The sequence below is a fragment of the Modestobacter sp. VKM Ac-2985 genome (genome assembly GCF_026967925.1).
Taxonomy (GTDB): domain Bacteria; phylum Actinomycetota; class Actinomycetes; order Mycobacteriales; family Geodermatophilaceae; genus Modestobacter.
Genome location: NZ_JAPVBI010000003.1, coordinates 698,201 through 715,287, shown reverse-complemented (window position 1 = coordinate 715,287; position 17,087 = coordinate 698,201). Strand labels below are relative to the sequence as shown.

General features: G+C 73.1%; 17 protein-coding genes. 8 read left to right on the top strand and 9 right to left on the bottom strand.

What is annotated here, in order from left to right; all coding sequences use genetic code 11:
* Nucleotides 1-17: 17 nt before the first annotated feature.
* Both O2V61_RS19410 and O2V61_RS19405 read right to left on the bottom strand, forming a co-directional pair.
* A complete protein-coding gene (locus O2V61_RS19410; protein WP_269184912.1) occupies nt 18-1,097 on the bottom strand; it encodes an SDR family oxidoreductase in 1,080 nt (359 codons plus the stop codon).
* A gap of 103 nt (nt 1,098-1,200) precedes the next feature.
* Nucleotides 1,201-1,881 carry a TetR family transcriptional regulator gene (locus O2V61_RS19405; protein WP_269184911.1) on the bottom strand — a complete coding sequence of 227 codons (681 nt, stop codon included), beginning with the start codon at nt 1,879-1,881 and terminating at the stop codon, nt 1,201-1,203.
* 165 nt (nt 1,882-2,046) lie between these two features.
* Here O2V61_RS19405 and O2V61_RS19400 point away from each other — a divergent pair, with 165 nt between their 5' ends.
* Nucleotides 2,047-3,969, top strand: coding sequence for a bifunctional sugar phosphate isomerase/epimerase/4-hydroxyphenylpyruvate dioxygenase family protein (locus tag O2V61_RS19400; protein WP_269184910.1), 1,923 nt, complete (start codon nt 2,047-2,049; stop codon nt 3,967-3,969).
* Nucleotides 3,966-4,760 carry a hypothetical protein gene (locus O2V61_RS19395; RefSeq protein ID WP_269184909.1) on the top strand — a complete coding sequence of 265 codons (795 nt, stop codon included), beginning with the start codon at nt 3,966-3,968 and terminating at the stop codon, nt 4,758-4,760. The genes O2V61_RS19400 and O2V61_RS19395 overlap by 4 nt, the downstream gene beginning before the upstream one ends.
* Before the next feature lie 7 nt (nt 4,761-4,767).
* Here the strand turns inward: O2V61_RS19395 and aroQ are convergent, their stop codons facing one another.
* Genes aroQ through O2V61_RS19365 form a run of 6 tightly spaced genes read right to left on the bottom strand, consistent with a single transcriptional unit; the run spans nt 4,768 to nt 10,030 of the window.
* A complete protein-coding gene (aroQ, locus tag O2V61_RS19390) occupies nt 4,768-5,226 on the bottom strand; it encodes a type II 3-dehydroquinate dehydratase (protein WP_269184908.1) in 459 nt (152 codons plus the stop codon).
* Nucleotides 5,223-6,260 carry a phosphotriesterase family protein gene (locus O2V61_RS19385; protein ID WP_269184907.1) on the bottom strand — a complete coding sequence of 346 codons (1,038 nt, stop codon included), beginning with the start codon at nt 6,258-6,260 and terminating at the stop codon, nt 5,223-5,225. The genes aroQ and O2V61_RS19385 overlap by 4 nt, the downstream gene beginning before the upstream one ends.
* On the bottom strand, nt 6,257-7,285 hold the full coding sequence (locus tag O2V61_RS19380; protein ID WP_269184906.1) for a DctP family TRAP transporter solute-binding subunit: 1,029 nt from the start codon (nt 7,283-7,285) through the stop codon (nt 6,257-6,259). The genes O2V61_RS19385 and O2V61_RS19380 overlap by 4 nt, the downstream gene beginning before the upstream one ends.
* Before the next feature lie 23 nt (nt 7,286-7,308).
* The gene (locus O2V61_RS19375; protein WP_269184905.1) at nt 7,309-8,274 is read right to left on the bottom strand and encodes a shikimate dehydrogenase; all 966 of its coding nucleotides are present in this window, start codon (nt 8,272-8,274) and stop codon (nt 7,309-7,311) included.
* A complete protein-coding gene (locus tag O2V61_RS19370; RefSeq protein WP_269184904.1) occupies nt 8,271-9,545 on the bottom strand; it encodes a TRAP transporter large permease in 1,275 nt (424 codons plus the stop codon). The genes O2V61_RS19375 and O2V61_RS19370 overlap by 4 nt, the downstream gene beginning before the upstream one ends.
* Nucleotides 9,542-10,030, bottom strand: a complete 489-nt coding sequence (locus O2V61_RS19365) for a TRAP transporter small permease (RefSeq protein ID WP_269184903.1) — start codon at nt 10,028-10,030, stop codon at nt 9,542-9,544. Before O2V61_RS19365 ends, O2V61_RS19370 begins: the two co-directional genes overlap by 4 nt.
* Nucleotides 10,031-10,206: 176 nt before the next feature.
* Here O2V61_RS19365 and O2V61_RS19360 point away from each other — a divergent pair, with 176 nt between their 5' ends.
* The 5 genes from O2V61_RS19360 (at nt 10,207) to O2V61_RS19340 (ending at nt 15,645) form a co-directional block, all read left to right on the top strand.
* Complete coding sequence (locus O2V61_RS19360; RefSeq protein WP_269160341.1) at nt 10,207-11,211, top strand: LacI family DNA-binding transcriptional regulator; 1,005 nt, start codon at nt 10,207-10,209, stop codon at nt 11,209-11,211.
* Between the two features lie 381 nt (nt 11,212-11,592).
* Nucleotides 11,593-12,447 (top strand): helix-turn-helix domain-containing protein, encoded by an 855-nt coding sequence (locus O2V61_RS19355; RefSeq protein ID WP_269184902.1) that lies wholly within the window; start codon nt 11,593-11,595, stop codon nt 12,445-12,447.
* 68 nt (nt 12,448-12,515) lie between these two features.
* On the top strand, nt 12,516-13,466 hold the full coding sequence (locus O2V61_RS19350; RefSeq protein ID WP_269184901.1) for an NADP-dependent oxidoreductase: 951 nt from the start codon (nt 12,516-12,518) through the stop codon (nt 13,464-13,466).
* A gap of 48 nt (nt 13,467-13,514) precedes the next feature.
* The gene (locus O2V61_RS19345; RefSeq protein ID WP_269184900.1) at nt 13,515-14,213 is read left to right on the top strand and encodes a class I SAM-dependent methyltransferase; all 699 of its coding nucleotides are present in this window, start codon (nt 13,515-13,517) and stop codon (nt 14,211-14,213) included.
* A 130-nt stretch (nt 14,214-14,343) separates the two neighbouring features.
* A complete protein-coding gene (locus O2V61_RS19340; RefSeq protein WP_269184899.1) occupies nt 14,344-15,645 on the top strand; it encodes an aminotransferase class V-fold PLP-dependent enzyme in 1,302 nt (433 codons plus the stop codon).
* A 30-nt stretch (nt 15,646-15,675) separates the two neighbouring features.
* Here O2V61_RS19340 and O2V61_RS19335 read toward each other — a convergent pair whose 3' ends face one another.
* On the bottom strand, nt 15,676-16,179 hold the full coding sequence (locus O2V61_RS19335) for a winged helix-turn-helix transcriptional regulator (RefSeq protein ID WP_269184898.1): 504 nt from the start codon (nt 16,177-16,179) through the stop codon (nt 15,676-15,678).
* Between the two features lie 64 nt (nt 16,180-16,243).
* On the opposite strand from O2V61_RS19335, the gene O2V61_RS19330 reads away from it, so the two are divergent.
* Complete coding sequence (locus O2V61_RS19330; protein ID WP_269184897.1) at nt 16,244-17,062, top strand: esterase/lipase family protein; 819 nt, start codon at nt 16,244-16,246, stop codon at nt 17,060-17,062.
* Nucleotides 17,063-17,087: the final 25 nt, after the last annotated feature.

The following is a 17,087-nucleotide window of genomic DNA, read 5'->3' as shown; positions in this document are numbered from 1 at the left end:
ATCCCGCACGGCCGGCGTCAGGGGATGATGCGGGCCGCGCGGTACCGCTCGACATAGCGGAAGAAGCTGTCGCGGCTGTCCCGGCTCTGGGTGAAGCCGGCCTTGCGGCTCTTGTTCATGTCGGTCAGCACCTCGATCTCCCGGCCCAGGTCGCTGTCGGTGTGCCACCAGGAGGCGATCCGGCCGAGGTCGGACTCGACCAGCCCGTGCTCCGCGGCGATCCCGGTCCACACGTCCTCGGTGCCGGCCATGCTCTCGGTGAGCGGGCGGACCCGCCCCTCGTAGCCTTCCCACTCCACGCCGAAGTGGGCGGCGAGCTGCGGCCACAGCCAGCGCCAGCGGAAGACGTCGCCGTTGGCGGTGTTGAAGGCCTGGTCGTGGCCGGCCTCGGTGGCGGCGGCCCAGATGATCTGGTCGGCCAGCAGGTCGGCGTCGGTCACGTCGGTCACGCTGTTCCACTGGGTGCTCGACCCGGGGAAGACGAACGGCCGCCCGAGCTGCTTGCAGATCGCGGCGTAGGCCGACAGCGTCAGCACCATGTTCATCGCGTTGCCCACGGCGAAGCCGAACACCGTGTGCGAGCGGTGGACGCTCCAGGTGAACCCGGCGCGGGCGGCAGCGGCGAAGAGCTCGTCCTCCTGCGCGTAGTAGAAGTTCGGCGCGTCCAGGCGGGGCTCGTCCTCGTGGAAGGGTGTGTCGGGCATCTCGCCCTGCGCGTAGGCCTCGAACGGGCCGAGGTAGTGCTTCAGCCCGGTCATCAGCGCGGCGTGCCGCACCGACCCGGCCGCCTCCAGGGCCTGCAGCACGTTGCGGACGGCGGCGCCGTTGACCGCGATGTTCTCCGCCTCCGTGGCCTGCCGGGTCCAGGCGGTGATCGCGACGAGCTCGGGGGACAGGCCCTCCAGTGCGGCGGCCAGTCCTGCGGGGTCGGCCAGGTCCGCCTGGACGGGGTGCACGCCCGGACCGGGGGCCCGCCCGCTGCGGGAGAGCCCGTGGACGTCCCAGCCCTGTGCGGTCAGTCGCTCGGCCAGGTTCTGGCCGACGATGCCGGTGGCGCCGACGACGAGGGCCTGTCGCGCTGGGGATGGTGCGGTCATCGTGTGGATGTCTCCTGTCGGTGGTGCACGGCGCTCACTCACCCGGCGAGTGGCCGCCGGGTCGTAGCAGCCGTGTGCTGGGAAGCGTGGCACCTCGCGGGACTCACCGTGCGGTGAGGTGGGCGACGACCAGGTCGCCGAGCAGCCTCCGCTGGTGGTCACGGGTCGCCGGGTCGAGCATGTCGCGGTCGAAGATGACCCGGAACGTGTGCCGGTTGGCGGTCCGGAAGACGCAGAACGCGCTGATCACCTGGTGCACGTCGAGCGCGTCCACGTCGTCCCGGAACACCCCCTCGGCCCGGCCGCGCTGCAGGATGGCGGCCAGCACGTCGACGGCGGGGGCGGCCAGACCGGCCAGCGCCGGGGAACCGGCCAGGTGCTCGGCCCGGTGGATGTTCTCGATGCTCACCAGCCGGATGAACTCGGGGTGCGCCTCGTGGTGGTCGAAGGTGAGCCCGGCCAGCTCGCGGATCGCCGCCACCGGCTCCAGGTGCTCGACGTCCACCTGCTGCTCCAGCGCCCGGATCCGGCCGTAGGCCTGCTCGAGCACCGCGACGTAGAGCTGCTCCTTGCCGCCGAAGTAGTAGTAGATCATCCGTTTGGTCGTGCTCAGCTTCTCGGCGATCTCGTTGACCCGGGCTCCGGCGTACCCGCGGTCGGCGAACTCGGCGGTGGCGACGGCGAGGATCTCCGCCCGGGTCCGGTCGGCGTCGCGGGTGCGCTCCACCGGGCGCACCGCGGCGGCGTCGGTGCGCGGCTGGCTCTCCGGTCGGCGCGCGGTCACGGTCTCCTCCTGCCTGGGCGGACGTGCGGCGGAGCCTATGCAACGCCGGCTCGGAGAGGACCCCGGCGACCGGGCCTCCGGTGCGGCGGGGGGACTGGCGCACCGCCGCCGGATGTGGTCGGCTGGTCCGCAACTCACCGCTTGGTACATAAGAGGGCAGGGTCCATGCCACCAGCTCGTCCACCTCACGCCGCCGGCGCCGTGCGGCCCCGCCGGGGGATCGCCACCGTCTGCCTGTCGGGGACGCTGGAGGACAAGCTCACCGCGGTGGCGGCCGCGGGCTTCGACGGCGTCGAGGTGTTCGAGCCCGACCTGGTCGCCTCGCCCTGGTCGCCGGCCGAGCTGGCCGTGCGCTGTGCCGACCTCGGTCTGTCGATCGACCTCTACCAGCCGTTCCGCGACCTGGACTCGACCGACCCCACGCGGTTCGCCGCCAACCTGCGGCGCGCGGAACGGAAGTTCGACGTGATGAGCGCGCTGGGCGTGAGCACCGTGCTGGTGTGTTCCTCGGTCGCACCGGACGCCGTCGCCGACGCCGACCAGCTCGCCGAGCAGCTGTCGACCGCCGCGGGCCTGGCCGAGCGGCGGGGACTGCGGATCGCCTACGAGGCGCTCGCCTGGGGCCGGCACGTCTCCACCTGGGAGGCGTCCTGGGACGCCGTCCGCCGGGCCGACTCCGCGGCGCTGGGGTTGTGCCTGGACAGCTTCCACGTCCTCTCCCGCGGCGGTGACCCCCGCGGCTTCGCGGCCGTCCCGGGGGAGAAGGTGTTCTTCCTGCAGCTGGCCGACGCCCCGCAGCTGACCATGGACGTGCTGCAGTGGAGCCGGCACCACCGCCTCTTCCCCGGGCAGGGCGCCTTCGACCTGCCCGGCTTCCTCGGCGCCGTCCTCGCCACCGGGTACCGCGGGCCGTGGTCGCTGGAGGTCTTCAACGACGTGTACCGGCAGTCCGACCCGGGTCGCACCGCGGTCGACGCCATGCGCTCGCTGCAGTGGCTCGAGGAGGCGCTCGCGCTGGCGGATCCGGCCTCGGGTCTCTGCCCGCCGCCGGCCCCGCCGACGCTGTCCGGGTGGTCGTTCACCGAGCTGGCCGTCGACGGGGTCTCCGGGCCGCAGGTCGGGGAGGTGCTGACGACCCTCGGGTTCACCCACACCGGTCAGCACCGCTCCAAGCCGGTGCAGCTGTGGGAACAGGGGGCGGCGCGGGTGCTGCTCAACGCCTCCGTCGTCCGGCCCGGTGCACTCGGGGAGGCGGTGGTCTCCGCCCTGGGCCTGGAGAGCGGTGACCCGCCGCGCTCGGCCGTCCGTGCCGAGGCGATGAGCGCCCCGGTGCTGCCCCGCACCCGTGGCGCGGCGGAGGCAGAGCTGTCCGCGGTCGCTGCTCCGGACGGCACGGAGGTCTTCTTCACCCGCACGGTGCCCGATGGGTGGCCGGCGGACTTCCTGCCCACCGGTGTCGCACCCGCCCCGGGCGCCGGCCTGACCGGCATCGACCACGTGGCCCTGACCCAGCCGTTCGACTCCTTCGACGAGGCCGGGCTGTTCTACCGGGCTGTGCTGGGCCTGGAGCCGCAGCAGGTGACCGAGCTGGCCGCCCCCTTCGGCCTGGTGCGCACCCGCGCGGTGACCGGGCCCGACCGGGCGGTGCGGCTGACGCTCTCGGCCTCGTCGCTGCGCCGCGGTGGCTGGGCGCCCCGGGTCCCCGAGCCGCAGTACATCGCCTTCGCCACCGACGACGTCGTGGAGACGGCGCGGCGACTGCGGGCCGCCGGCGCACCGTTGCTCCGGCTGCCGGAGAACTACGCCGAGGACCTCGACGCCCGCTTCGACCTCCCCGCCGACCTGCTGGCGGCCGTCCGGCAGCACGGCCTCATGTACGAGGAGGACGCGCACGGCGCCTGCCTGCACCTGGCGACCGAGGTGCTCGGTGACCGGCTCTTCGTCGTGGTGGTGCAGCGGCTGGGCGGCTATGACGGGTACGGGAACGCCGATGCGCCGGTCAGGATGGCAGCCCACCGCCGCCAGCGGCGGCCGCCCACGGTGACGCCGGTCCGGCGCGCCGGAGCAGAGAGGACGAACGCGCCGTGAACCGCTTGGCCGTGCACCAGTCGGTGGTGCATCCCCGCGACCCCGCCGAACTCGCCGAGCTGCTGGCCGGCACCGGCTGGGACTCCATCGGTCTGCACGTCGGGGCGGTGGCCGAGGTCGAGCCCTGGTGGTCCGGGGGTGCGGGGGAGCGGAACCTGCTCCGGCTCGTCGACGAGCTCCTCGAGACCCGGGTGACGGTGCTCGACGTCGGCCGGGTCCAGCTCGGCGGCACCCTGCCCGACGACCACGTGCACGCTGCGCACGGCCGGGTGCTGGACCTGGGCGCCCGGTTCGGGGCCCGGTACGTGACCGCCCGGTTCGGCTCCGACGATGCGGCCGGACCACGTGTCGCCGAGCGGGCCGAGGTCTTCGGCCGGCTGGTCGAGCAGGCCCGCCCGTACCGGCTGCTGCCGCTGCTCGCCCCGCTGCCGGTGGACCGTCCGGACCTGCTCGCCGACGCGGCAGCCGTCGTCGGGCCGAGTGGCGGTGGGGTCGTCCTGGACGTGCCGGTGGGCAGCTGCGCGCCCGGTGAGGTCGAGGCGGCCGTGGACGTGCTCGGTGAGGCACTGGGCTACGTCCGGGTCAGCGCGCGCCAGGTCGAGCAGGCCGGTGAGACCGTGGCCGGGCTGCTGGCCACGCTCCCGCCGCACGTCCCGGTCGCGCTCGGGGGCGACGACTCCGTCGGCGTGCTCACCGACGACCCGGTCGCCCGGCTGCACCGCCTGCACGGCCTGGTCGACCAGATGCTCGAGCACCCCCGGGCCCGAGCCCGCCGGCTGGCTGCCGGCTGACCCGCGGTCAGCGCTCCTGGCGGGCGAGCTCGGCCAGGCCGGTCAGCGCCAAGGGATAGCCGAGCACGCCGAGGCCGACGACGACGCCCCGGGCGACCGGGGAGATGTGGGAGTGGTGCCGGAACTGCTCACGGGCGTGCACGTTCGAGATGTGCACCTCGATCACCGGCAGCTCCGCCCCCTCGATCGCGTCCCGCAGCGCCACCGACGTGTGGGCGTGGGCACCCGGGTTGTAGACCGCACCGATGGCCGTGCCGTCCCGGACGCGCCGGCCCCACTCGTGCACCCAGTCGATGAGCTGGCCTTCGTGGTTGGACTGCCGGCACTCGACGTCGAGTCCGAGCTCGGCCGCCTTGTCCCGGCACAGCCGCTCGACGTCGGCCAGCGTCGCCGATCCGTACACCTCCGGCTTGCGGGTCCCGAGCAGGTCGAGGTTCGGGCCGTTGAGCACGAGCACCGAGGTCATGGCGTGCTCCTCCGTGCCGGCGTGAGCAGCCGAGCCGGGTTGACCACGGTCATCTGGTGGACGTCGTCCTCGGTGGCGCCGCCGGCGAGCAGCATCGGGACCACGCGCGTGGGGATGTTCTCGAAGCGCCAGTGCGGTGCGTGGACCGCGCGCCACGAGGGCGGCGTGACGCGGCTGAAGCAGGCTGCGTCGTGGGAGAGCACCATCCGGTCGGCGTAGCCCAGCCGCAGCAGCGCCAGCACGGTGGCGACCCGGCGCTCGTCGGGCAGGACGTGCTCCATCCCGAACCGGTCCATGCCGATGGTGGAGCCGGCGTCCATCAGCACCCGGAGGTACGTGAGGTCCTCGGTGTCCCCGGAGTGGCCGATCACGACGCGGTCGAGGGGGACGCCCCGCTGCCGCAGGAACGCCTGCTGGTCCAGCCCGTTGCGCAGCGCGGGCCGGCTGTGCGTGGTGATCGGGACGCCGGTCTGCTGGTGGGCGACCGCGGCGGCCGTCATCACCCGGGCCACGTCGGTGGTGATGCCCTCCTCGTCGGTGACCACCTTGAGCATCCCGGCCCGCACGCCGGTGCCGGCGATGCCCTCCTCGATGTCGCCGAGGAAGAACTCGATCAGCGGGTCGGGGCCGTCGACCAGCCGGCCCGGTCCGTGGGTGCCGAAGAACGGCGGCAGCACGTTCGCGGTGTAGTAGCCGGTCGAGGCGATCAGGTGCACCGGGGCCCGCTCGGCCACCGGCAGCAGTCGGGCGACGTCCCGGCCGAGGCCCAGGACGGTCAGGTCGACGACCGTGCGGACGCCGAGGTCACGCAACCGGGTCAGGGCGGTGACGGCCCGGTCGACGGCGGTGGCCGGCTCCCACTCCGGGTGCGGGTGGTTGAGGTCGAGTTCCGGGCTGCCGACGAAGACGTGCTCGTGCACCAGCGTCGACCCGAGCTGGTCGGGGTGCACCGGCCCCCGGAAGGTCTGCACGACCGCCCCGGGGCGCTCCTGCGCGGAGGCGCCCCGGGGGTCGGTGCGGAGCGGCTCGGTCACTCGGCCGAGTCGCGGATGGCCTCGTAGACGCTGAGCTGCTCCTCGCTCAGGTTCGCCCGGAGGTACTCCTCGGCCTGGGTGCGGAAGGCGTCGACGTCCACGTCCTCCACGACCTCGAACTCGCCGCCGGAGGTCCACTCATCGAGGACCTGCTGCTCGTCCTCGGCGACGCACTCGGGCACCTGCTCGACGGCCGCGGCGACCGCGGCGTCGAGCGCCTCCCGCTGCTCGTCGGAGAGCTCCTCGACGCCCGGGCCGGCGATCACCAGGTTGGAGTTCTCCTGGTGGGCGGACAGGCTCAGGAAGTCCTGCACCTCGCCCAGGTTCTGGGCGTCGATGTTGACGATCGGGTTCTCCTGGCCGTCGACGATGCCCTGCTGCAGTGCCAGGTACAGCTCCTCGTAGGCCACCTCGGTCGGGTCCGCGCCCAGGGCGCGGGCGTTCATCAGGTACTGCGGCGAGTTGGGGAACCGCATCCGCAGGCCCTCGAGGTCGGCGGGCTCGCGGATCGGCTGGCCGGCGGTGAAGTGCCGGGCGCCGGCGGACCAGGCCCCGAGCACGCTGGCGCCGGTGGAGTCGGCGAACCCCTGGGTCAGTTCGTCGGACGCCTCGCTGCCGAAGAACCGGGCGAGGTGCTCGCCGTCGTCGAAGGCGTACGCCGCGTCGACGACGCTCATCGGCTCGTGGACCGCCCCGAGCGCCGAGGCGCCCTGGATGTCCAGGTCGATGTCGCCGGAGATCACCGACTGGATGCGGTCGGCGTCGCCGCCGAGCTGGCTGCTCGGGAAGAGCTCCACGGTCACGCCGACGTCGGCGGCCTCGACCTCGTCCGCGATGACCTGGGCACCGCACCGGTGCTGTGGCTGCTGCTCGGTGTAGCTGTGCGCGAGCGTCAGCTCCACCTCACCGCCTCCACCGGCGTCCCCGCCGCCGGCGTCGTCGCCGCCACAGGCGGTGGCGAGCAGGAGGGGGAGCAGGGCGGAGGCCGCGAGGAGCGGGCGCCTGGGGAGGGGACGGTTGGGCATGGTCTTTCCCTTCGTTGGGATTCTCAGTGCTCGGTCGGTCGGGCGGTCGGGGTGTCTGGTGCTGGATCGCCGGGCGACGGCTCGTCGCCGTTGACCTCGGCGGCGACGAGCTCGTCGAAGTCGGCGAACATGGCCGGCCGAGCCGCAGCCCGGCCGATGAAGAGCTCGAAGGAGTCGGCGGCCTGGTTCACGGCCATCCCGGCGCCGGTCATCACCCGGCACCCCAGGGCGGTCGCCTCCCGCACGAGCTCGGTCAGCAGCGGTCGGTAGACGATGTCGGCGACCCAGAGGTCCGGGCGCAGCAGGCCGGCGGGCACCGGGGTGCCCGGGTGGGCGGCCATCCCCATCGGGGTGGCGTTCACCAGACCCGATGCGCCGGCCAGCAGGTCGGGCAGCTCCTCCGGCGCGCAGACCGCCGTCGACACCTGGTTGCCGGCTGCCGCCAGCGCGCCGATCAGCTGTTCGGCACGCGCCGCGTCGCGGTCGACCACCGACAGCTGTTCGACGCCCTGGCCGGCGAGGGCGTGGGCGACGGCGCCCCCGGCGCCGCCGGCACCGATCAGCACGATGCGCTCCAGCGGGACGTCGGGCAGCCCGGCGCGCAGGGCCGCGGCGAAACCGGTCACGTCGGTGTTGTGACCCCGGGTGCGACCGTCCTCGATCACGATCGTGTTGATCGCGCCGATGGCGGCTGCCTCCGGCGCCAGGTCGTCGACGAGCGGGGCCATCACCTGCTTCACCGGGTGGGTGACGTTGAGCCCGTCGAAGCCCAGCTCGACCGCGGCGCGCAGGAGACCGCGCAGGTGGTCGGGCTGCAGCGCGGCGTCCGGGAGCTCGACGGTCTTGTACGTGTAGCGGAGTCCCTGCCGGGCGCCCTCCCGCTCGTGCAGCTCGGGGGAGAGTGACGGACCGATGCCCTGGCCGAGCAGCCCGGCGAGGAAGGACCGGCGCACGGCGGGTGCGCCCGTGGGGGAGAGGTTGCCGGTCACAGGCCCAGCACCCCCGGCAGCCAGAGGACGGCGTCGGGGAAGGCGATGATCAGACCGAGGATCACCACGAGCGGGACGATGAACGGCAGGCAGCCGCGGAAGACCTCGCTGACCTTCGTCTCGGCCACCGAGCTGAGGACGTAGAGCACGGTGCCGACCGGTGGGGTGAGCAGCCCGATCATCAGCGCGACGATCATCAGCACGCCGAGCACGATCGGGTCGACGCCGAAGGTCGCGCTGATCGGCAGCAGGATCGGCACCACCAGCACCAGGACGGCGGTCGGGTCCACCACCGTGCCCAGGACCAGCATCAGGATCGCGGTCATCAGCAGGAAGACCGTGGCGTTCTCGGTGAACCCGAAGACGTTCTCGGCCAGCAGCTGAGGGACCCGTTCGCGGGCCAGGATGTAGCCGAGCAGGGACGCCGAGGAGACGATCAGCATGATCGCGCCGGTCGTCGTCACCGTCTCGGTGAGCACCTTGGGCAGTTCCCGGACCTTCAGGCTCCGGTAGGCCAGGCAGAGCAGCAGCATGTAGGCGACGCCGACGGCGGCGGCCTCGGTGGGCGTGAAGAAGCCGCCCAGGATGCCGCCCAGGATGATCACCGGGGCGAGGATCGGGCCGATCACCCGCCGTCCGGTGACGACCAGCTGGCGCATCGAGAAGTCGGTCCGGATGATGTCCGGCTGCTTCCGCACGAGGAAGAACACGACGACGCACAGGCCGAAGGCCATCAGCAGCGCCGGGACGACGGATGCGGCGAAGAGCCCACCGGTCGAGACCGCCGCCAGTCCGGCGAAGATGACCGCGGGGATGCTCGGCGGCATCACCGGGGCGATCAGCGAGGCGGCGCCGGTGACACCCAGCCCGAAGCGGAGCGGGTAGCCGTTGCGCACCATGGCCGGGATCTGGATCTTCCCCAGGGCGGCGGCGTCGGCCACGGCCGAGCCGCTCATCCAGGAGAACCCGAGGCTGACGCCGACGCTCACGTACCCCAGGCCGCCGCGCACCCGGCCCAACAGCGCCAGCGCGAAGTCGAAGAGCCGGTCGGCGATGCCACCCCGGTTGGCGATGACGCCGAGCAGGATGAACAGGGGCACGGCCAGCAGCGGGAAGCTCGCCGTCGCGTTGACGATCAGCCGCAGGCTGAGGCCGAGGGACTGCCCGGTCAGGAGCATGTAGGCCAGCGAGGGGCCCAGGAAGGCGAACGCCACCGGGACGCGGATGAAGAGGAGGGCGACGATCGCGATCGTCAGCAGCAGGAGGCTCATGCCGGCCGCACCTCGTTCGTCCCGACCGGAGCCGGCACACCGCGGACGGCGAACACCACCGCTGCCACGGCTCCGCGGACGGCGGTGCTGAGGAAACCGAGGAACGGGAAGAGGTACAGGAAGGTCAACGGCATCCGCAGGGACGGCGACTTGAGCTGCCCCTGGGAGGACATCAGCTCCCACGCCTCCGCAGCGAACCCCGCCCCGATGACTGCGACGACGGCACTGGCCAGGACGCGGACGAACCGGACGACCTTCGGGTTCTTGATGTTGTCGACCAGCTGCAGCGCGATGTGGGAGTCCGTGGTGACCAGGACCCCGGCCACGGTGAAGGTGACCCACACCAGGCAGAACCGCGCCAGTTCACCGGTCCACGACCAGCCGCTCACCGGCAGGTAGCGCTGGGCGGCCTGCACGAGGACCAGCACGAACAGCACCGCCAGCGCAGTGGCGGCCAGCGCCAGTTCCACGCGCGTGACGACCACGATCCACGACTTCCACCGTGCAGGTGGTCGGCCGTCAGTTGCTGTCATCGCCAGCCCTTCTCCGCAGCCCTTGTGCTGCCCGTCACAACACCGGGGGACCGTACGAAGGGCTGAGGGGGCGTGGCAAAGGGTTGCAGAATGTTGCATAAATCTCGTGACCGGACTGTGATGTCCGCATGAGGAGCTCGACCATCTATGACGTCGCCCAGGCCGCCGACGTCTCGACGTCGACCGTGTCGCGGGCGTTCAGCGCCCCAGACCGGGTCCGTGCGGCCACCCGGGAGCACGTGCTGGAGACGGCCAGACGCCTCGGCTACCAGCCGAACCCGCATGCGCGTGCGCTGGTGTCCCGCCGGACCCAGACGGTGGCGATGGTCGTCTCCGACATCACCAACCCGCACTTCTTCGAGCTGATCCGCGGTGCCGAACTGCGAGCCAAGGCCTCCGGTTACACCCTCGTGCTGGTCAACGCCGAGGAGTCACCCCGGATCGAACTCGAACAGATCCAGCGGTTGACCCGGTCCGTCGATGGCTTCCTCCTCGCGGCCAGTCGGCAGCCGGCGGAGAACCTGCTGCAACTCGCTGCCACCCAGAAGGTGGTCGTGGTCAACCGTCGTGTGCCCGGCCTCGCCAGCGTCGTGCTCGAGCACGCCGAGGGGTGCCGGCAGATGGTGTCCCACCTGGCCTCGCTCGGGCACGAGTCGGTCGTCTACCTCGCGGGCCCGCAGAACTCCTGGATGGCGGCGAGCCGCTGGGCCGCCATCCGGGCAGCCGCGGCCGAGCTGGGCGTGCACGCCCGGCGCATGGGTCCCTTCACCCCCACGGTGGCCAGTGGCGGCGCCGCTGCCGATGCGGCGCTGACGACCGATGCGACCGCGGCCATCGCGCACAACGACCTGCTCGCCATCGGGGTCCTGCGGCGCCTGGCCGATCGCGGGGTCCGAGTACCCGCCGATGTGAGCGTGGTCGGCTTCGACGACATCTTCGCCGCCGATCTCTGCACACCCACCCTGACGACCCTGGGTGGTGCGCACGCCGACGTCGGACGAGCCGCCGTCGAGCTCCTGTTGACCTCGATGGACCAGTACCGGGAGCAGGCGCCCCAGCTCGTCGTCCCCTCGGAGCTGATCCTCCGAAGGTCGACCGGCAGCGCCAGGACGAGCGACCTCTCCGACCGCTGACCTCGTGATGGTGCGGCCGCCCGGTCCTGTGCCCGCCGTACGCGGCCGTGTTCAGCCGTGTCACCACGACCGGGGGCGCCCACCGGTCGCCCCCGGCGGATCGAGATGTGGCGCTGCCGGCACGTGGGGACCGCCTACCTCGGCGCCCTTCCGGGTCGGCGGAGCTGGTGCGCGGACCTCGCGGCCCAGCCGGCCCCCGTGTCCATCTCGAGCACGGAGGTGCAGGCGGACCAGCCGCACGACCCCGACCGGATCCAGCGGCCGACCCGGCTGGCCGGCAGTCCGCTGGTCGAGGTGGTGTTCGTCGGCGGCGCCCTGGGCCTCCGCCGGAGCGGGGCCCACGAACGTCATCTGTGCAGGTCGGCAGGGCACACTCGCGCTGTGGAGCGTCACGAGTTCGGTGCGGCAGTGCGTCGCCTGAGGGAGAGCGCGGACCCCGCGACGCTCGGGCTGCCCGTGGGCAGGCGGCGGGTGCCCGGGGTGCGGCGGGAGGAGCTCGGTGAGCTCGCCGGCATGTCCGCGGACTACGTCCGCCGGCTGGAGCAGGGACGGAGTCATCCCTCGGCCGGGGTGGTGAAGGCCATCGCCCGGGCCCTGCGGGTCGGACGGTCGGACTACGAGCGGCTCTCTGCGCTGGCCGGGTACGCCGCCGCGGACGGGCAGGTGCCGACCGACCTCGGCCCGGGCGCGACGCGACTGCTGGAGCGGTTCTCCGACACCCCGATGATCGTGACCGATGCGGCGATGAACGTCGTCGCGGTCAACAGCGGGTTCCTGGCCCTGGAGCACTGGGACCTCACCGGCGAGCGCTGGGAGTGGAACGTGGCCTGGCGCATCTTCTGCCACCCGTTCGCCGCCTTCCAACAGTCCGACGCCGACGCGGCCGCGCACGAGACGATCCAGGTGGCTCAGCTGAGAGCCGCGCTGTTGCGGTACCCCGGTGATGCGTCTCTCGCCGCCATGGTGGACGAGATGCGGACCCGGAGCCGGCGGTTCGACACGCTGTGGCGGGCGCCGCGACCGGTGGCGGCCTACGAGAGCAGCGCGACGTTCACCCAGTCGGACGGGGACTCCCTCACCCTCGTCGGGAACCTGATCGCGCTCCCCGGTGACGACCTGTCGGCCGTCCTGCTGACCGCGGCGCCGGGATCGCGCGATGCGGACCGGCTGGCCGAGGTGGTCGGCGCCACCGACGGGCGGGCGGTCATCAAGGTGGGCCAGTCCGGCCCAGGCTGACCGCGCCGGGACCTGCGACGTTGGGTGACGTCCGCAAACGGCACACCCAGACGAGAGCAGGTCCAGCGATGAAGGCAGTGCGTTTCCACGAGGTCGGCGGTCCCGAGGTGCTGCAGTACGAGGACGTCGACCAGCCCACCCCCGGCCCGGGCCAGGTCCGCGTGCGGGTGGCCGCCTCGGCGTTCAACGCCGCCGACGCCGGCATGCGCGGCGGGTTCCTGCCGATCCCGGTCGTGCTGCCGCACGTGCCCGGCTACGACGTCTCCGGCACGGTCGACGCGCTCGGGGACGGCGTCGGCGGAGCCATCGGCGAGGGCGGCCTGCAGGTGGGGGACGCGGTGATCGGGTTCCTGCCGATGGAGCGGGACGGCGGTGCGGCGGAGTACGTCATCGCCCCGGCCGACGCCCTGGTCCCAGCCCCCACGAAGGTCCCGCTGGCCGACGCGGCAGGTCTGCCGTCGGTGGCGCTGACGGCCTGGCAGGCGCTGTTCGACCTCGGCGAGCTGACCGCCGGGCAGCGGGTCCTCATCAACGGCGCCGGAGGCGTGGTCGGCACGTACGCCGTCGCGCTGGCCGCCCGAGCCGGCGTGCACGTCGTGGCGACCGCCAGCCCGCGCAGCAGCGCCGCCGTCCGCGCGGCCGGCGCCGACCAGGTCATCGACCACACCACCACCGACGTGCTGGTGGCGGTCGACGAGCAGGTCGACGTGCTGGTCAACCTGGCCCCCATCGACCCCGACCGGTTCACCGCGCTCGTGGCCCTGGTCCGCGACGGCGGCAAGGTCGTCAGCACCACCGCGTTCATGGCCACCCCCGGCGACGAGACCCGCGGCGTCACCGCCACGACCGTCTTCGTGCTGCCCCACCGGGACCGCCTCACCGAGCTGGTGTCCCTGGTCGACAGCGGGGACCTGCAGATCGAGGTCACCCGCCGCATCCCGCTGACCGAGCTCCCCGCGCTGCACGCCGAGGCCGCCGCCGGTCGGATCGAGGGCAAGGTCGTCGTCGAACCTGCCTGAGCCCGGATACGTTGACGGCTCGATCAGTCACCGGAGGCGAGGCCGCGCGTGCAGGTCAACGACTACGACAGCTTCGGCGCGGCGTACTCGGCGGAGAACGACGTCAACCTCATCAACGCCCACTACGAGCGACCCGCGATGCTGGAGCTCGTCGGTGACGTCCGCGGTCGCCGTGTCCTCGACGCCGGCTGTGGCTCCGGACCGCTCGCTGCGGCGCTGCGCACCCGGGGCGCCGTCGTGACGGGCTTCGACTCCAGCGCGGTCATGGTCGAGCTGGCGCGGGAGCGGCTCGGCGAGGACGCCGACGTCCGGGTCGCCGACCTGTCGGCCCCGCTCCCCTTCGCCGACGGCGGCTTCGACGACGTGACCGCCTCGCTCGTCCTGCACTACCTGCGCGACTGGTCGGCACCGCTGGCCGAGCTGCGTCGCGTGCTCCGGCCGGGTGGCCGGCTCGTGCTGTCGGTCAACCACCCGAGCCTCTACAAGATGCTGCACCCCGAGACCGACTACTTCGCCCTCACCCAGTGGACGGACGAGTACACCTTCGGGGACCAGCAGGCCGAGCTGACGTACTGGCACCGGCCACTGCACGCCATGACGGACGCCTTCGCCGACGCGGGCTTCCAGCTCGCCCGCATCAGTGAACCGCCGTGGTCACCGGACACCCCGGCGGAGCTCCTGCCGCCCCAGTTCACCGGCCGCACGTCGTTCCTGAGCTTCGTCTTCTTCGTGCTGGTCGCGAGCTGAGCCGACGACCGTCCCCACGCTGAGTCACGACAGCCGGTGGGGGTGTCGTCACCCGTCGTCGGCGGTCAGCGGTGAGAGGCTCCCGGGGGTCGCCCGCACGGCGACCCGCCATGACGGGAGCTCCATGGCGATGACGTCGTCCTCCGGAACGGGAGCCCTGGCCCAGATGGACCCCCTCATCGGTGCCGACCTGCGCATCTCCGTCGGCGGCGAGCAGCGTCGGTACGTCGACCTCGACGCCGCGGCCACCACGTCGGCCTCGGCGGGCGTCGTCCGCGCCGTGCAGGAGTTCCTGCCGTGGTACTCCAGCGTCCACCGAGGGGCCGGCGCCAAGTCGCAGTTCACCAGCGCTCGGTACGAGCAGGCGCGCGAGACCCTCCTCCGGTTCGTGGGCGCCGATCCGGGCACGCACGTGGCCCTGTTCCCCCGGAACACCACGGAGGCCCTCAACCTGACCGCCTTCCGGCTGGGCCTGACCCGCGACGACGTCGTCGTCACCACCGCGGTCGAGCACCACGCCAACCTGCTCCCCTGGCAGCGCCACGCGCAGGTGCGGGTCGTCGACGTCGACCGGGCCGGGACCTTCGACGTCGACGCCGTGGTCGCCGCCCTCGACGAGCGCCCCACCCCGCGCGTGCTGGCGGTGTCCGGGGCGTCGAACGTCACCGGCTGGCTGCCCGACCTCGCCGGCATCGCCGCGGCGGCCCGGGACCGGGGTGTGCTGGTGGTGGTCGACGGCGCGCAGCTGGTGCCGCACCGCTCGGTGGACATGGCCGCCCTCGGCATCGACGTGCTCGCGTGGTCCGGCCACAAGATGTTCGCGCCCTTCGGCGCGGGCGGCCTGGTCGTGGACCGCCGGCTGCTCGCCGACGGCGAGCCCTTCCTCGTCGGGGGTGGGGCGGTGAAGGCGGTCTCGCACACCGACGTCGTCTGGGCCGACACCCCCGACCGGGACGACGCGGGCACGCCCAACGTCGTCGGCGTCGTGGCCCTCGCCGCCGCCGCGGAGGAACTGCTGGCCGCGGCGGGGCGGAACCGCGTCCACGAGGACCTGCTCGTCCAGGCGCTGGACGACGAGCTCGCCACCGTCCCCGGGCTGCACCGCCTGGGGCCCACGACCGGCGACCGTCTTCCCGTGGCCGCCTTCGTCATCGACGGGATGCCCCATGCAGAGGTCGCGGAGCGGCTGGCCCAGGAGCACGGCATCGGGGTCCGCAGCGGGTGCTTCTGCGCTCACCCCTACCTCAGCCGGCTGTTCGGGCTCACCCCGGGCGAGGTGCAGCAGTTCCACGACGACGCGCGGGCGGACCGGACCGACCGGCTGCCGGGCGCGGTCCGGGTGAGCTGCAGCTCGGCCACGCCGCTGGCCGACGTCGCCACGCTGGGCGAGGCCCTGCGCGCCCTCACCGCGCACCCGGGGACCAGGTCCTGACCCGGCGCCTCGTCCACGGCTGAGGGCCGGTCAGCTCAGCGGGAGGGCGCCCGGGCCGGGGCGGGGGACGACCTCGCGGACCGGCAGGTCCCGGTGACCGGCTGCGCACTGGAGGGACGCCTCGACCGGTGCCTCGCAGTCGCGGTGCACCATCTGCACGGCCGGGCCGTCGGGGTCGCTGTACCAGCGGGCTCCCCACTGCGCGAGCGCGGTCAGCACGGGATAGAGGTCGAGGCCCTTCGGGGTCAGCCGGTACTCGTGCCGCGGTCGGGAGCCGGCCGCCTGGTAGGCGACCTTGGTGAGCAGGCCCTCGTCCACGAGCATGGCCAGCCGGTTGGAGAGCACCTGCCGGGACACCCCGCTGTGCCGGTGGATGTCGTCGAAGCGCCGGACGCCGACGAAGACCTCTCGGAGCACGACCACCGAGGAGCGCTCCCCGAGGACCCCCATCGCCCGCTCCACCTGGCAGTTCTCCATGGACCACGCCATGGCCGCCGGTGCATCGGGAGTCGCTGCGTCGGGAGTCGGGTCCACGGTCGGAGGATATGCCCACCTGCATCTCGTTGACAGACCCAGCTTCATCGGCCAGGTTGAGTCCGTGAACAAGACTCAGGTGGTCGGAGACGTGCGGTCGAGTGCCGTCGCAGGATCGAGCGAGAGACGTCCGAGCCGGTTGCTCGGCTGGGCCGGGGTCACCTCCCGCGCCCTGCCGGACACCTGGCGACCGGACGTCGACGAACTGCGGAGGCCGCCGCGCCCCAGCCCGTACCGCGAGCTGGGTGGGGTCGTCGCCGGTCTCCGCCTCCCCGGGGCGCTGCCCCGCCTGGCCGGAGCACCCCGGGGTGACGGGCACGTGGTCGTCGACGTCCCCGGCTGGCGCGCGCCGGAGGTCGTCGGCCTGCCGCAGCGCCGGTACCTGCGTCTCCTCGGCTACGACGCCCGCGGTTGGGGCCTGGGGGTGAACACGGGCAGGCCCGAGCGGGACGCCGAGCTGCTGAGCGGGGAGGTGCTGCGGCTGGCGGAGACCAGCGGCCGACCGGTCTCGCTCCTGGGCTGGTCACTGGGGGGACTGATCGTCCGGGAGGTCGCCCGGCGGCACCCGGAGGTGGTCCGCCGGGTCGTCACCTACGGCACGCCCGTCGTGGGCGGACCCTCGTGGACGGCCGGTGCCTCGGCGTGGAGCCCGGAGGAGACGGCGCGCATCGCCGCGCTGATCGCTCAGCTGGACCAGGAGCAGCCGATCCAGGTGCCCCTCACCGCGGTCTACACCCGGCGGGACGCCATCGTCTCCCCGGCCGCCTGCATCGACCTCGCCTCACCGCAGGCCGAGCACGTCCGCGTCCGGTCGACCCATCTCGGCCTGGTCGCCGACCCGGACGTGTGGTCGGTCGTCGCCCACCGGCTCGCGCTGCCCTGAGGAGAGCGCCGGAGGGGGACCCGCG